The sequence below is a fragment of the Brevundimonas goettingensis genome, assembly GCF_017487405.1.
Classification (GTDB): Bacteria; Pseudomonadota; Alphaproteobacteria; order Caulobacterales; family Caulobacteraceae; genus Brevundimonas; species Brevundimonas goettingensis.
Genome location: NZ_CP062222.1, coordinates 1394332 through 1409028, shown reverse-complemented (window position 1 = coordinate 1409028; position 14697 = coordinate 1394332). Strand labels below are relative to the sequence as shown.

At 68.5% G+C, this 14697-nt stretch carries 12 protein-coding genes; 9 read left to right on the top strand and 3 right to left on the bottom strand.

The window, feature by feature from the left end; genetic code table 11:
- Positions 1-19: 19 nt before the first annotated feature.
- The 7 genes from bamA to lpxB are packed head-to-tail and all read left to right on the top strand — an operon-like array spanning position 20 to position 7441.
- Positions 20-2506 carry an outer membrane protein assembly factor BamA gene (gene bamA, locus IFJ75_RS06985; protein WP_404822078.1) on the top strand — a complete coding sequence of 829 codons (2487 nt, stop codon included), beginning with the start codon at positions 20-22 and terminating at the stop codon, positions 2504-2506.
- 37 nt (positions 2507-2543) lie between these two features.
- The gene (locus IFJ75_RS06980; RefSeq protein ID WP_207931880.1) at positions 2544-3131 is read left to right on the top strand and encodes an OmpH family outer membrane protein; all 588 of its coding nucleotides are present in this window, start codon (positions 2544-2546) and stop codon (positions 3129-3131) included.
- A 16-nt stretch (positions 3132-3147) separates the two neighbouring features.
- Entirely contained in the window at positions 3148-4167 is a 1020-nt protein-coding gene (gene lpxD, locus IFJ75_RS06975) for a UDP-3-O-(3-hydroxymyristoyl)glucosamine N-acyltransferase (protein WP_207931879.1), read from the top strand.
- Positions 4164-4649, top strand: coding sequence for a 3-hydroxyacyl-ACP dehydratase FabZ (gene fabZ / locus IFJ75_RS06970; protein ID WP_207931878.1), 486 nt, complete (start codon positions 4164-4166; stop codon positions 4647-4649). The genes lpxD and fabZ overlap by 4 nt, the downstream gene beginning before the upstream one ends.
- Before the next feature lie 2 nt (positions 4650-4651).
- A complete protein-coding gene (gene lpxA, locus IFJ75_RS06965; RefSeq protein ID WP_207931877.1) occupies positions 4652-5440 on the top strand; it encodes an acyl-ACP--UDP-N-acetylglucosamine O-acyltransferase in 789 nt (262 codons plus the stop codon).
- A gap of 4 nt (positions 5441-5444) precedes the next feature.
- Positions 5445-6296: a UDP-2,3-diacylglucosamine diphosphatase gene (gene lpxI, locus IFJ75_RS06960; protein WP_225897034.1), complete on the top strand. Its 852-nt coding sequence runs from the start codon at positions 5445-5447 to the stop codon at positions 6294-6296.
- Positions 6293-7441, top strand: a complete 1149-nt coding sequence (lpxB, locus tag IFJ75_RS06955; protein WP_207931875.1) for a lipid-A-disaccharide synthase — start codon at positions 6293-6295, stop codon at positions 7439-7441. The genes lpxI and lpxB overlap by 4 nt, the downstream gene beginning before the upstream one ends.
- Here lpxB and IFJ75_RS06950 read toward each other — a convergent pair.
- Positions 7438-8514: a hypothetical protein gene (locus tag IFJ75_RS06950; protein WP_207931874.1), complete on the bottom strand. Its 1077-nt coding sequence runs from the start codon at positions 8512-8514 to the stop codon at positions 7438-7440. The two genes, lpxB and IFJ75_RS06950, sit on opposite strands and share 4 nt — an antisense overlap.
- Positions 8515-8717: 203 nt before the next feature.
- Between IFJ75_RS06950 and IFJ75_RS06945 the strand changes: the two genes are divergently transcribed.
- Positions 8718-9587: an aldo/keto reductase family oxidoreductase gene (locus IFJ75_RS06945; RefSeq protein WP_207931873.1), complete on the top strand. Its 870-nt coding sequence runs from the start codon at positions 8718-8720 to the stop codon at positions 9585-9587.
- 77 nt (positions 9588-9664) lie between these two features.
- Here the strand turns inward: IFJ75_RS06945 and gltA are convergent, their stop codons facing one another.
- Both gltA and gltX read right to left on the bottom strand, forming a co-directional pair.
- Positions 9665-10957 (bottom strand): citrate synthase, encoded by a 1293-nt coding sequence (gene gltA / locus IFJ75_RS06940; RefSeq protein ID WP_207931872.1) that lies wholly within the window; start codon positions 10955-10957, stop codon positions 9665-9667.
- A 64-nt stretch (positions 10958-11021) separates the two neighbouring features.
- Positions 11022-12437 (bottom strand): glutamate--tRNA ligase, encoded by a 1416-nt coding sequence (gltX, locus tag IFJ75_RS06935; protein ID WP_207931871.1) that lies wholly within the window; start codon positions 12435-12437, stop codon positions 11022-11024.
- A gap of 79 nt (positions 12438-12516) precedes the next feature.
- Here gltX and IFJ75_RS06930 point away from each other — a divergent pair, with 79 nt between their 5' ends.
- Positions 12517-14604 carry a ComEC/Rec2 family competence protein gene (locus IFJ75_RS06930; protein WP_225897033.1) on the top strand — a complete coding sequence of 696 codons (2088 nt, stop codon included), beginning with the start codon at positions 12517-12519 and terminating at the stop codon, positions 14602-14604.
- The last annotated feature ends 93 nt before the right edge of the window (positions 14605-14697 follow it).

Below are 14697 nucleotides of genomic sequence, written 5' to 3'. Positions count from 1 at the left end.
GCCCCCGATGGTTTCCCGTATGATGATGACCGACCGACGTGCTCCCGCCGCCATGGCCGCCCGCTTCCGAGCCCCGCTCTGCAGTGCGATGACCCTTGTCATCGCCGCCGGGCTGGGCGGAACCGCCATGGCGCAGACCGCGCCGGCTCCGACCCCCGCTCCGGCCCAGACGCCGCCTCCCGCTCCGGCGGCGCCCGCGTCCGCTCAGACGGCTCCGGCCCAGGCCGCGCCTGCCGCCGCTCCGGCGCCGCGTCCGGCCGAGACGGGTGTGGTCAACCGCATCCTGGTCGAGGGCAACCAGCGCATCGACCAGACCACGGTCCTGTCCTATCTGCCGATCCAGCCCGGCGACACGGTCGATTCCGTCCTGCTGGACGTCGCGGTCCGGACCCTGAACCGCACCCAGCTGTTCGCCAACGTCCAGATCGGCCTGCAACCGAACGGCGACCTGGTGGTCTCGATCGTCGAAAACCCGATCATCAACCAGGTGACCTTCGAGGGGAACAGCGCCCTCTCGGAGAAGAAGCTGAACGAAGAGGTCACCCTGGCCCCGCGTGGCATCTACACCCGCGCCAAGGTGCAGGAAGACGTCGGCAAGATCATCGAACTGTACCGCCTCTCGGGCCGCATTTCGGCGACCGTGACGCCCAAGCTGGTCCAGCTGGAGCAGAACCGCGTCGACGTCGTGTTCGAGATCGACGAGGGTCCGGAAACCGGCCTGCAGGCCATCACCTTCCTGGGCAACACCGCCTATTCGGACGGCGAGCTGCGCGAGGTCATGGTGACCAAGGAATCGGCCTGGTACCGGCTGTTCAGCTCCAACGACAACTACGACCCCAACCGTCTGGACTATGACCGCGAGCAGCTGCGGAAATTCTATACGAACCGGGGCTATTACGACTTCCGCATCGTCTCCGCCGTCGCCGAACTGGTCCCCGACGACCACGCCTTCGGCCTGACGATGACGGTGGACGAGGGCGACCGGTACAATTTTGGCAAGATCAACGTCGTCACCGAAAACAGCCGCCTGAACGCCGACTTCCTGAAGCTGCTGATCCCGATCCGGGAAGGCCAGCTGTACGAGAGCGACAAGATCGAAAGCTCGGTCGACGCCCTGACCTTCGCGGCCGGTTCGGCGGGCTATGCCTTCGTCGACATCAAGCCGAGCTACCGGGCCAATCCCGAGACCGACACCGTCGACGTCACCTTCAACATTTCCGAAGGCCAGCGGGTCTATATCGACCGCATCAATGTGGTCGGGAACACCCGCACCATCGACCCGGTCGTGCGCCGCGAGATGATGCTGACCGAAGGCGACGCCTTCAACCGCACCCTGATCGAGCGCTCGCGCAACAATCTGCGCGCCCTGGGCTTCTTCAAGGACGTGACCATCGACGAGGTGCGCGGCTCCGCGCCCGACCGCACCGTGGTCAACGTCAAGGTCGAGGAACAGCCGACCGGCGAGCTTTCGGTCGGCGCCGGCTTCTCCTCGGTCGACAGCTTCGTGGTCAACCTGGGCGTCACCGAGCGGAACTTCCGCGGCCGCGGCCAGAACGTCGTGGCCCGCGCCGAATGGGGCTCGCTGCGCCAGCAGCTGGACTTCCGCTTCACCGAGCCCAAGTTCCTGGGCCGCGACATCGGCGCCGGCTTCGACCTGTTCCACTCGCGCTATGACTTCCAGGACGAGTCGTCGTTCGACTATCGCTCGACCGGCGCGGGTCTGCGTCTGTCGTACCCGATTAACGGCTATACCCGCCTGAGCACCCGCTACTTCATCAAGGACGACGAGATCATCGTCCCGACCGGCTATTGCGCCACCGGCGGCGGCGGCTCGCGGGCCCTGTGCGAACAGGTCGGCGCCTCGCTGAACTCCTCGGTCGGCTATACGCTGGCGATCGACCGCCGCAACGACCCCGTGCGTCCGACGCGCGGCTGGAACGGCACGGTCCGTCAGGATCTGGCGGGCGTCGGCGGCGACGTGAACTACGTCAAGACCGAGGTCGAGGCCTCCACCTACTACGGCTTCACCCCGGCCTGGATCGTCAGCATCGACGGTTCGGTCGGCTATGTCAGCGGCTGGTCGGGCGATGCGGTGCGCATCAATGACCGCTTCTTCCGCGGCGGCAACACTTTCCGCGGCTTCGAGACGGCCGGCATGGGTCCGCGCGACCTGTCGACCAACGACGCCCTGGGCGGCAACTTCTACGCGGTCGGAACCGTTGAACTGACCGTGCCCAACTTCCTGCCCGACACCTACGGCATCAAGACCTCGCTGTTCACCGACGTGGGCACCCTGGGCGTGCTTGACGACCGCTACACCCTGACCTCGACCGGGGTGCAGGACACCAACATCGTCGACGACCTGTCGCTGCGCGCCGCTTCCGGCGTCAGCATCCACTGGAAGTCCCCGATGGGCCCGATCCGCTTCGACATTTCCAAGGTCTGGTCCAAGGAAGACTACGACCGTACGGAATCCTTCCGCTTCTCGACTTCAACCCAGTTCTGACAACCGCAGGTCCAAAAGGACCGCACAAAGGCCTGAAATGAAAACCCTGCTTATCGGCGCCGTCGCGCTGGCTTCGCTCTTCGCCGCATCGGCCGCCTCGGCCCAGACCGCCGGCCCGCAAAACCCCGGCCCGGTGATCCCCGGCGTCTGCGTGTTCTTCAACCAGCAGATGCTGGCCCAGTCGAGCGCCGGCCAGTCGGTCCAGACGCGCATGACCGCGCTGGCCAACGAAGTCCAGGGCGAGCTGCAGCCCTACGCCACCACCATCCAGACCGAGGCCACCGCCCTGCAACAGGGCGCGGCGACCATCCCTGCCGACCAGATGAACCAGCGCCGCCAGGCCCTGCAGGCCCGCGCCCAGGAAGCCCAGCAGCTGCAGCAGACCCGCGAAGAGGAGCTGCGTTACACCCTCAGCGAACAGCGCCGCCTGATCTCGGTCGCCGTCGAGCCGATTCTGGTCGCCATCTACCAGGAAAAGGGCTGCGGCATCATGCTGGACCGCGAGAGCGTCTTCATCATGAACCCCGCCATGGACGTCACGGGTGAAGTCATCACCCGCCTGAACGCCCAACTGCCCACGCTGACCTTCAACCGCATGCCGGTTCCGGTCCAGCAGGGCCAGTAAGGTCGGGAACGGGCGCATGCCCGATACCAGGTTCTTCGAGACCCTGCCGTCCCTGACGGCGACCGCCCTGGCCGAGATTATCGGCGGGACGGTCGTCCGGGGCGGCGAAACCGAGATCGCCTCCGTCGCGCCCCTGTCCTCCGCGGACCGGGGCGCGGTGTCGTTTCTGGGCGACCGCAAATTCGCAGCCGCCCTTGCGGAAACCAAGGCCGGCTGCGTGATCGTGCCCGCCTCGGCCGTCGAGGCGGTTCCCGAGGGCGTGGCGGTCATCACCTCCGGCGAGGCCCAGGCGGCCTGGGCGCGGGCGTCCCTGCGGCTGCACCGCGCCCGGACGCTGGACGCTGCGTCGAGCCGCGATGACGCCTGCGAGGACGACAGCGTCGTGCTGGAGCCCGGGGTGGTCATCGGCCAGGGCGCGCGCATCGGCCGGGGCACACGGATCGGAGCCAATACGGTCATCGGCCCGGGCGTGCAGATCGGCCGCGACTGCGCCATCGGCTCCAACGTCACGCTCGGCTTCACCCTGATCGGCGACCGGGTGAAGATCTATGCCGGGGCGCGGATCGGCGAGGCGGGCTTCGGCGCCGCCGGGTCGAAGGCCGGGGCGGTGGACATCCCCCAACTGGGCCGGGTGATCATCCAGGACGGAGTCACGGTCGGCGCCAACACCTGTATCGACCGGGGCGCCTATGACGACACCGTCATCGGCGAGAACACCAAGATCGATAACCTCTGCATGATCGGCCACAACTGCGTTCTGGGCCGCAATGTCCTGATGGCCGCGCACAGCGGTCTGTCGGGCTCGGTGACGGTCGGCGACGGCGTCATGTTCGGCGGCCAGGCGGGGGTCGGCGACCACATCACCATCGGCGACGGGGCGGCGGTCGCGGCCGGCGGCGGGGTCCTGGCCAACATCCCGGCGGGCGAGGTCTGGTCCGGCTATCCCGCGAAACCGCTTCGACAATTCTTGCGCGAAACGGTCTGGGTGTCCAAACAGGTCGCCCCGAAGAAGCGTACGAAGGAATCAGAGGGATGAGCGAAGGCTCCGAAACCGCCCCTGAAAACGTCAAGATCGACTATGCCGAGGTGATGCGGCGGCTGCCGCACCGCTATCCCTTTCTGCTGGTCGACAAGGCCGAGGACTTCGTGCCGGGGACCTCGATCACCGGCATCAAGAACGTCACCCACAACGAGCCCTTCTTCCCGGGCCATTTCCCGATCGATCCGGTCATGCCGGGCGTGCTGATCGTCGAGGCCATGGCCCAGACGGGCGCCCTGCTGATGTCCAAGACCATGGACGTCGCCGTGGCGGACAAGGTCATCATGTTCATGTCGATCGACGGGGTGCGGTTCCGCAAGCCCGCGCGGCCGGGCGACCAGCTGAAGATGAAGGTGATCGTGACCCGCGCGCGCGGCGACGCCTACAAGTTCCGCGGCGAGACCTTCATCGACGACAAGCTGGCCGCCGAGGCCGAGTTCATGGCCATGGTGGTCAAGGTCGACCAGCCGGCGACCTGATCATGACCACCATCCATCCCTCCGCCATCGTCCATCCCGAGGCCCAGCTGGCCGACGGGGTGCAGATCGGGCCGTGGTGCACCGTCGGACCCGGCGTCAGCCTAGCCGAGAACGTCACCCTGGTCAGCCATGTGGTGGTCCAGCAGGACACCGCGATCGGCGCCCGCACCATCGTCCATCCCTTCGCCGTCATCGGCGGCGACCCGCAGCACAACGGCTACAAGGGCGAGCCGGTGCGGCTGGAGATCGGGTCGGACAACTCGATCCGCGAGCATTCGACCTTCAACCGGGGCACGCCGCAGGGCACGGGCGTGACGCGCGTCGGCTCCAACAACCTGTTCATGACCGGCGCCCACGTCGGCCATGACGCGGTCGTCGGCAGCAATGTCGTCATGGCCAATAACGCGACCCTGGGCGGCCATGCCCAGATCGGCGACAAGGTCTTCCTCGGCGGCCTGTGCGCCGTGCACCAGAACGGCCGGGTGGGGCAGGGCGCCATCGTCGGCGGTCTGGCCGCCGTGACCCGCGACGTCATTCCCTATGGCTCAGCCTGGGGCAATCACGCGCAACTGCACGGGCTCAATCTGATCGGGCTGAAGCGCAAGGGCTATGGCAAGGACGCGGTGCGCCGGCTGCTGGCCGCCTTCCGCGACCTGTTCGAAGCGGATGGGGTGTTCGCCGACCGCCTGGACGGGGTCGAGCAGACCTATGCCGACCTGCCCGAGATCATGGAGATCGTCGCCTTCATCCGCGACGGCGGCAAGCGGCCGCTCTGTCTCCCAGGCGAGTAAGACGGTGAGCGCGCCCAAGCTCGGGCTCATCGCCGGGGGCGGGGCCCTGCCTCTGGCGATCGCGGCGCGCTGCGAGGCGGAGGACCGGCCGCTGTTCGTGATCCGCCTGACCGGTTTCGCCGATCCGCATCTGGTCCGCTATCCGGGCGCCGAAATCGGCATGGCCGAGCTGGGCAAGGCGCTGGCCGCGTTGAAGGCGGCGGGCTGCAAGGCGGTCTGTTTCGCCGGCACCGTCAATCGGCCCGATTTCAAGAGCCTGAAGCCCGATCTGAAGGGGGCGACCCTGCTGCCCGGCATCATCGCGGCGGCGACCAGGGGCGACGACGCCCTGCTGCGCAAGATCCTGTCGGTGTTCGAGAACGAGGGCTATGCCGTCGAGGGCGCCGACGACATCCTGGGCGGGGAGACGCTGGAGCCAGGGGCTCTGGGCGCCGTTTCGCCGACGGAAGACCAGCTGGCCGACCTGAGGAAGGCCCTGCATGTGGCGGAAAAGGCGGGGGAACTGGACATCGGCCAAGGCGCCGTCGTCTGTGACGGACTGGTGCTGGCGGTCGAGGCCCAGGAGGGGACGGACGCCATGCTGACGCGCGTCGCCGGCCTGCCCGCCGATCTGCGTGGGGCGGCCGGGGCGCTGAAGGGGGCGCTGGGCAAGGCGCCCAAACCCATTCAGGACCTGCGCGTCGACATGCCGGTGATCGGGACACGGACGCTGGAGCTGGCCCATGCGGCCGGGCTGGCGGGCGTCGGCGGGGTGGCGGGCAAGCTGATCCTGATCGACCGGCCGGCCCTGATCGAGACCGCGAACCGGCTGGGTCTGTTCGTCTGGGGGGAAGATCGGTCGGGGGACAGGTCATGAAGATCATGCTGGTCGCCGCCGAGGCGTCGGGCGATGCGCTGGGCGCGGGCCTCGCGAAGGCGCTGCGGGCGCGTGAGCCGGGCGTGACCTTCGTCGGGGTCGGCGGGCCGAAGATGGCGGCGGAGGGGGTGGAGAGCCCGTTCGACATCGCCGAACTGTCCATCCTCGGCTGGCTCGAGGGCCTGAGGGCCTACAAGCGGGTCAAGGCGCGGGTGGCGGACACGGTGGCGCTGGCGGTGAAGGAGCGGCCGGACGCCGTGGTCCTGATCGACAGCTGGGGCTTCACCATCCGGGTGGCCAAGGCGCTGCGCGAGGCCCTGCCGGGCGTGAAGCTGATCAAATACGTCGGGCCGCAGGTCTGGGCGTCGCGGCCGGGGCGGGCCAAGACACTGGCCGGGGCAGTGGATCACCTGCTGGCGCTGTACACCTTCGACGCCCCGTGGTTCGAGGCCGAAGGGCTGTCGACGACCGTGGTGGGGTCCCAGGCCCTGCATGTGGACATGGACAGCGCCGACAGGGCGCGGTTCCGCAAGGGTCGCGGGCTGGCGGCGGAGACGCCCCTGTTGCTGATCCTGCCGGGCAGCCGGCCGTCGGAGATCCGCCATATGACGCCCGTCTATGGCGAGGCGGTCGCCCTGCTGCGCCGGACCCATCCGGGGCTGGAGGTCGCCGTGGTGGTGGCGGGTACGGTCGCGGCCGACGTCACGGCCCGCGTCGCCGCCTGGCCGTTCCGCGTGCATCTGGTGCAGGAAGACGAGAAATACGACGCCATGCGCGCCGCGACGGCCGCGCTGGCGACCAGCGGCACGGTCTCGACCGAGCTGGCCCTGGCGGGAGCGCCGATGGTCATCGCCTACCGGTTCGACGGTCTCAGCTATGCGATCATGAAGCCCTTCTTCACGGGCAAGTTCGCGACCCTGTTCAACACCGCCGCCGACGAGATGATCGCGCCCGAGCTGATCCAGAAGGATGCGACGCCCGAGAAGCTGGCGGGGGCGGTCGCGGCCCTGCTGGACGATCCCGAGGCGCGCGCGGCCCAGTCGGCGCGTCAGACGGCGGCGCTGGACAAGATGGGCCGGGGCGGGCGCGATCCGTCCGAGATCGCCGCCGAGGCGGTGCTCAAGGTGATCGGCGCGCGCGGCTAGTCCTGCGCGACGGGCAGGACCTCGATCGCGCTCGAGGGGGTCATGACCGCCACCTGCATCCGGTCCCCGGCCTTGCCGGTCAGCATCAGCCCCTGAACGCGGCCGGCGTCACGCCAGCGTCCGCTCGCGGCCCTGAGGTCGGTGCGGCTGAGCTTTTCGGCGGCGATGTCGTAGCGGACCACGATGGGGCCGGAGACCGACGGGGCCTCGAAATACAGGGCCCCGTCCAGCACCGAGACCAGAGCCGGCTGCGATCCCACGTCCATCGGCAGGAGGGCGGCCATGTCGCGGACGACGAGCGTCGCCGGGCCGCGTCCCTGGGCGGTGTTGTCATCCAGGCGGTAGAGGGCGTTCTTGTCGGGGTAGAACTGGCGCAGCCAGGTCTGGCCGGTCGCCTGATCGCGAATGACGCCGCCGCCGCCGTGATTTTGGGTCTGGCACTGAAACGCATGGTCGGCCGGGGTGGTCGACACCTGCGTGAAGCCGTCGCCGCCGCGTTCGAGAACCCGCCATTCACAGGTCCCGGCGCTGCGAACCAGGACGACGATGCGACCGGTCGGCAGGATGACGATCTGGTCCGGGGACGACCGGTCGTCTGTGTCCGGCAGGTCAATGGACCGGAGCACGGCGCCGTCGGCCGACAGGGTGGTGATGCGCGCGAACCGCTTTCGGTAAGGCCGGGCGACGACCACATAGCCGCCGTCCGCGGGCGCGGCGTCATAGATCCGGGAATATTCCATCCGGTCAGCCGGCCGGATCAGGCGCAGGCGGCCGTCGGGACCGCGCGAGACGCAGGCGAGACGGCCCCGGTCGCCGGAGAAATAGTCGCCATGCACATCGGCCAGACCGCAGCCGAAGGGGGCGGCGGTCGCCGCGCCCGACAGACCCTTCAGCGCCGGCCAGCGCTCCGTGATGGGGAAGACGGGGCGGGCCGCCGACAGGGTCCAGCCTCCGGCGTCGTGCAGGAAGACCGGCTCGGCGCCCTGCGCATCGAGGCGCAGGGGCTCGATCCGGGTGGTCGGCGCAGCGCAGGCGGCGACCAGCAGGGCCGATGCGATCGCGAGAGGCCTCATGGTCGTTCCCTCCCTTGGGCGCGGCCGATACGCCGCCTTCTGGAGGGCAGCCTAGTCACGCAATCCAGAGATGTCATCGGCCTTAGCTTCGCCATACCAACGCAGCCATTGTTCGCCAGGGCGAACAGCCCATGCGGATTGGTCCGGCTTATCGCGCGCCTGTCGCGGGCCTAGCTTCCAGCCTCGGAACAAGGAGCTTTCCCATGACCATTTCCCCGATCGTCGGCACGTACACGATGGGCGACCGGACCGTGAAGCGGCTCGGCTATGGCGCGATGCAGCTGGCCGGGCCCGGCGTGTTCGGGCCGCCGAAGGATCACGACGCCGCCCTGGCCGTGCTGCGCGAGGCCGTGGCCCAGGGCGTGGACCATATCGACACGAGCGACTTCTACGGCCCCCATGTCACCAACCGGCTGATCAGGGAGGCGCTTCATCCGTATACGGATGACCTGACTCTCGTGACCAAGATCGGGGCGCGGCGGGACGAGACGGGCGCCTGGCTGCCGGCGTTTTCGGCCCCGGAGCTGGAGCGGGCGGTGCATGACAACCTGACCAATCTCGGGCTCGAGACGCTGGATGTGGTCAATCTGAGGGTCATGATGGGCGAGGCCCACGGGCCGGCCGAGGGCTCCATCGCCGAACTTCTGGGGGTCGTCGTCGACCTGCAGCGGCAGGGCCTGATCCGCAACATCGGCCTGAGCAACGTCACCGCGAAACAGGTCGAGGAGGGGCGGTCGATGGCCCAGATCGTCTGCGTCCAGAACCTCTACAACCTGGCGCACCGCGAGGACGACGCCCTGATCGACAGCCTGAATGAGGCGGGTATCGCCTATGTGCCCTTCTTCCCGCTGGGCGGCTTCAGCCCGTTGCAGTCGGACGCCCTGAACGCTGTGGCGGCGGGTCTGGGCGCGACCCCGATGCAGGTGGCGCTCGCCTGGCTGCTCAAGCGCTCGCCCAACATCCTGCTGATCCCCGGCACCTCGTCCGTGGGGCATCTGAAGGAGAACCTGGTGGCCGGCGATCTGGTGCTGGACGAGGCCGCCATGACCGCGCTGGACGCCATCGGGGGCTGAGCCCCGCACATCATCGCCCAAAGAAAAACGCCGGAGCTTTTGCTCCGGCGTTTTGCATTTCAGACCTTTCGGTCCGATCAGCCGCGAGCGCTGATCGGCACGAAGTCGCGTTCGGTCGGGCCGGTGTAGAGTTGACGCGGGCGGCCGATCTTCTGTGCCGGATCGGCCAGCATTTCTTCCCACTGGGCGATCCAGCCCACGGTGCGGGCCAGGGCGAACAGAACGGTGAACATCGAGGTGGGGAAGCCCATCGCCGACAGGGTGATGCCCGAATAGAAGTCGACGTTCGGGAACAGCTTCCGCTCGATGAAATACTCGTCGGACAGGGCGACGCGTTCCAGTTCCTTGGCGACCTGGAACAGGGGGTCGTTGTCAGCGCCGATGAGTTCGAGAATCTCGTCCGCCGATTCCTTCATGACGGTCGCGCGCGGGTCGTAGTTCTTGTAGACCCGGTGACCGAAGCCCATCAGCTTGTACTTCTTGGACTTAACGCCCTCGATGAACTCCGGAATCTTGTCCGGGGTGCCGATTTCCTTGAGCATCAGCAGCGCCTCTTCGTTGGCGCCGCCGTGCGACGGGCCCCACAGGCAGGCGATGCCGGCGGCGATACAGGCGAAGGGGTTGGCGCCCGACGAACCGGCCAGACGGACGGTCGAGGTCGAGGCGTTCTGCTCGTGGTCGGCGTGCAGGGTGAAGATCCGGTCCATGGCCTTGGCCATCTTGGGATCGACGACATAGTCCTCGGCCGGAACGGCGAAGCACATGCGCAGGAAGTTCTCGGCATAGGACAGGTCGTTGCGCGGCGAAACGAACGGCTGGCCGATGTGGTACTTGTAGGCGCGGGCGGCGATGGTCGGCATCTTGGCGATCAGGCGGATAGCCGAGATGTTGCGCTGGACCGGATCATGGATGTCCAGGCTGTCGTGATAGAAGGCCGACAGGGCGCCGACAGCGCCGACCATGATCGACATCGGGTGGGCATCGCGACGGAAGCCCTCGAAGAAGCGGTCGAACTGGGCGTGCAGCATGGTGTGCCGCGTGATGGTGGTCTCGAACTCCGCATACTGGGCGGCGGTCGGCAGCTCGCCGTGCAGCAACAGGTAGCAGGTCTCGATGAAGTTCGACTGCGAGGCCAGTTGGCCGATCGGATAGCCGCGGTGCAGCAGCACGCCGGCGTCGCCGTCGATGTAGGTGATGGCGCTTTCGCAAGCCGCCGTCGAGGTGAAGCCGGGGTCGAAGGTGAAGGCGTCGGTGGCGCCGTACAGCTTGCGGATATCGATGACGTCGGGGCCGGTGGAACCGGTCAGAACGGGCAATTCGACGGTCTTGTCGCCGAGGGTGAGGGTCGCCGATTTGGCAGGTTCAGTCATTGTAGCCCCTTGGAAATTAGTGCCCGCGCCGGGGAGACGCCGGACCCCTTGTTGTTCGTGAATGTCACTTAGTCTGTTGCAGCGCATCATCCAAGCGCCCGAGCGATTCTTCGCGCCCCAAAGCGGCAAGAGTTTTGGCGATGTCGGGCGAAATCCCGTCTCCGGTGAGGGCGGCGCGCACGGCCGGGCCGATCTTTCCGAAGCCGACGGCCTCTTCCTCGGCGAAGGCCTTGAGCTCGGCCTCGAGGGCGAAGACGTCCCAGCTGGCGAACAGCTTCAGCCGGTCGCGCAGGCGGCCGATACGCTCGCCCGACTCACCCGCCAGCAGGGGCAGAGCCTTTTCGAAGATGACCAGCGGACGGCGGCGCAGGACGAAGGCGGTCTGATCGACCAGCTCGTTGAGGGTCTTGGCGCGATCCTTGAGGAAGGGCATGGCGCGGGTCAGGCGTACCTCGTCGTCCTCGCCCAGGACATGGCCGCGCGCGAGGTGGAGGTCGAGGACCTGTTTGGCCAGGCCGTCATCAGCGGCCAGCCGCATCCAGTGGGCGTTGACGTGGGCCAATTTGTCGAAGTCCAGACGGGCTGGCGCCTTGCCGACGCCGGAGAGGTCGAACCATTCCTGCGCCTGTTCGTCGGAGAACAGTTCGTCATCGCCGTGGGCCCAGCCGAGGCGGGCCAGGTAGTTGCGCATGGCCTCGGGCAGATAGCCCATCTCGGCATACTCATGCACGGCCTGGGCGCCGTGGCGTTTCGACAGTTTCGCGCCGTCCGGCCCGTGGATCAGGGGGATGTGGGCGAAGCTGGGCCGGGGCCAGCCGAGGGCGTCATAGATCAACGACTGGCGAGCGGCGTTGTTCAGATGGTCGTCGCCGCGGATGACGTGGGTGACGCCCATGTCGTGGTCGTCGACGACGACGGCCAGATTATAGGTCGGGGCGCCGTCAGAGCGCAGCAGCACCAGGTCGTCGAGGTCGCCATTGTCCCAGCTGACCGCGCCCTGGACCTCGTCCTGAACCTCGACGCGGCCGGGCAGGGGACGGCGGAAACGGACGACGAAGGGCTGTTCGGCCTCCAGCCCGGCGGCGACGCGGTCGCGCCAGGGGGATTCGAAGCTGCGGCGCTCGGCCTTGGCCTCGTCGCGCAGACGGCCGGTCTCTTCGGCTGTGGTGTAGTCGCGATAGGCGTGGCCGCTGTCGAGCAGGGTCTGGACGACCTCGCGGTGGCGGTCGGCGCGCGAGAACTGGAACACCGGCTCCTCGTCGGCGAACAGCTCCAGCCAGCTCAGACCGTCGAAGATGGCCTTGACCGCCTCATCGGTCGAACGCTCGCGATCGGTGTCCTCGACACGGATCAGGAACTTGCCGTTGCGCCCCTTCGCGTAAAGGTAGTTGAATAGCGCCGTTCTCGCGCCGCCGATGTGCAGGGAACCGGTCGGCGAGGGGGCGAAGCGGGTGACGACGGTCGGGGAGGAAGAGGTCATGGCAGGGAGGTCCGTACGGGCCGCCCTTATACCGCCCGACGCGGCAAAGCCTAGCCTTCCAGACAGGATCGTCGCGTTCGTGCGCGACGAGGTCGGCGGACAGGGGCTGCGCTGGCGGTTGTGGGCGCCGGTGGCGTTCGGCGGCGGCTGCGCGATCTATTTCGGACTGAAGGTCGAGCCTCCGCTGTGGCCGCTGCTGGTCGCGGCGGGGCTGGCGGTCGGGCTGTGGCTGGCGGCGCGGGCGAGGGGGCTGCCGCGAGCGGCGACCCTGCCGCTGATGCTGCTGATGTGTCTGGCGCTTGGGCTGGCGGCGGCCAAGGTTCGGACCGAGCGGGTCGCGGCGCCGATCGCGCCGGAGCTGGACGCGCCGACCCTGATCGAGGCCTGGGTGCTGGACGTCGACAGTCCGGGCGCCAACGGACACCGGGTGGTGGTCGCGCCGGTGTGGATCCGGGGTCTAGAGCCCGAGGCGACGCCGATCCGGCTGAGGGCCACGGTGAAGGGCGATCCGCCGCCGCCGGGGACGCCCATCCGCCTGTTCGCCATCCTCAATCCGCCGCCGCCCCCGGCCAGTCCGGGCGCCTATGATTTCGGGAGAAACGCCTTCTTCGAGGGGATGGGCGGGACGGCCTTCGCCCTGTCGCCGACGCGGCCCGCCGTCCTGCCCGAGGCTCCGTGGGGGCTGAGGCAGGCGATGAAGGTGAATGCGATCCGGTTTGCGTTGGCGCAGAAGATCGTCGACCGGCTGGGGCCGCGCACCGGCGGGGTGGCGGCGGCCATGGTCACGGGGCACGAGACCTGGATCGCGCGCGAGGATCTGGACGCCATGCGCGATTCCGGACTGGCGCACATCCTGTCGATCTCGGGCTTGCATATGGCGGTCGTCGGCGGCTTCATCTTCTTCGCCGTGCGGCTGGGCGTGGCGGCCGTGCCGTGGGTGGCGCTAAGGGTGTCGGGCAAGAAGGTCGCGGCGGTCGCGGGCCTGATCGCGGTCGGGACCTATCTGGTGATCTCGGGCGCGCCGCCGCCGGCCGAGCGGGCGGCCATCACCTATTCCATCGCCTTCCTGGCCATCCTGCTGGACCGGCAGGCGATCACCATGCACGCGCTCGCGGTCGCAGCCCTGGTGGTGCTGGCGCTCCAGCCCGAGGCCATAGTGACGCCGGGCTTCCAGATGTCGTTCGCGGCGACGGCGGCGCTTGTGGCGCTGGTGGAGGCCTGGCCGGCGCGGGTGAGGGAGCTTTCGGCGCCCTGGCCGATCCTGATCGTCCAGAGGATCGGCGGATGGATCACGGCGGCGGTGACGGCCAGTCTGGTCGCGGGTCTGGCGACCGGACCCTTCGCCATGCAGCATTTCAACCGGACGGCCGTCTATGGGCTGGGAGCCAATCTGCTGACCTCGCCGATGGCGGATTTCGTGATGATGCCGGCGCTGGCGTTGGGGGCCTTGCTGGAGCCCGTGGGGCTGGGCGCGCCCTTCCTATGGGTGGCGGGCAAGGGGATCGAGCTGATGCTGGTCATCGGCCACTGGACGGCGGGCCTGCCGGGGGCGGTGAGGACGGTGGCGAGCGCGCCGGACTTTGTGCTGCCCATCGCCTTCCTCGGGGTGCTGTTCGTCTGCCTGTGGCGCGGGCGGCTGAGGTGGCTGGGCCTGCCGCTGGCGGCGGCGGTCATGCTCTGGCCCCGGGCGCCGACGCCCGATCTATGGATCGGCGACGGCGGGACCAATGCGGCGTTTCACTCAGGCAAGGAGGCGGTGGCGGTGCGCCCGGGCGTACGCGAGTTCGCGGCCGACCTGTGGTCGCGGCGGCGAGGACTGACCCTGACGGACCGTCCGGACGAAGGCTGGGTGTGCGGGCGGTTCGCCTGCGCGCCTCAGGTGCGCGATGCGGCGCCCGTGGCCCTGTGGTGGGGGACGAAGCCGCCGTCGGAGGAGGTGCTAAGCGCCATGTGTGGGGCGGCGCCGGTCGTCAGCGTTCGGGCGCGGGTGGCGACGGTTCCGGCGGGGTGCGCGGACACTCTGGTGCTGGACGGCGTCGATTTCGCGCGCGGCGGGGCGGTGGAGCTGTGGCGCGCCGGGTCAGATGGGGGCGCGGGCTGGGAGGCCGTCTGGACGGCGGATGTGCGAGGGGATCGGCCGTGGACGAAGACAAATCCTCTCCCATAGGGAGAGGGCTTGAGGCTCGCAGAGCGTAGCGATGCGCGAAGCCGAAAGGGTGAGGGGGCATGTCGCTCACCGGTGAGGGCGGAACCCCTCACC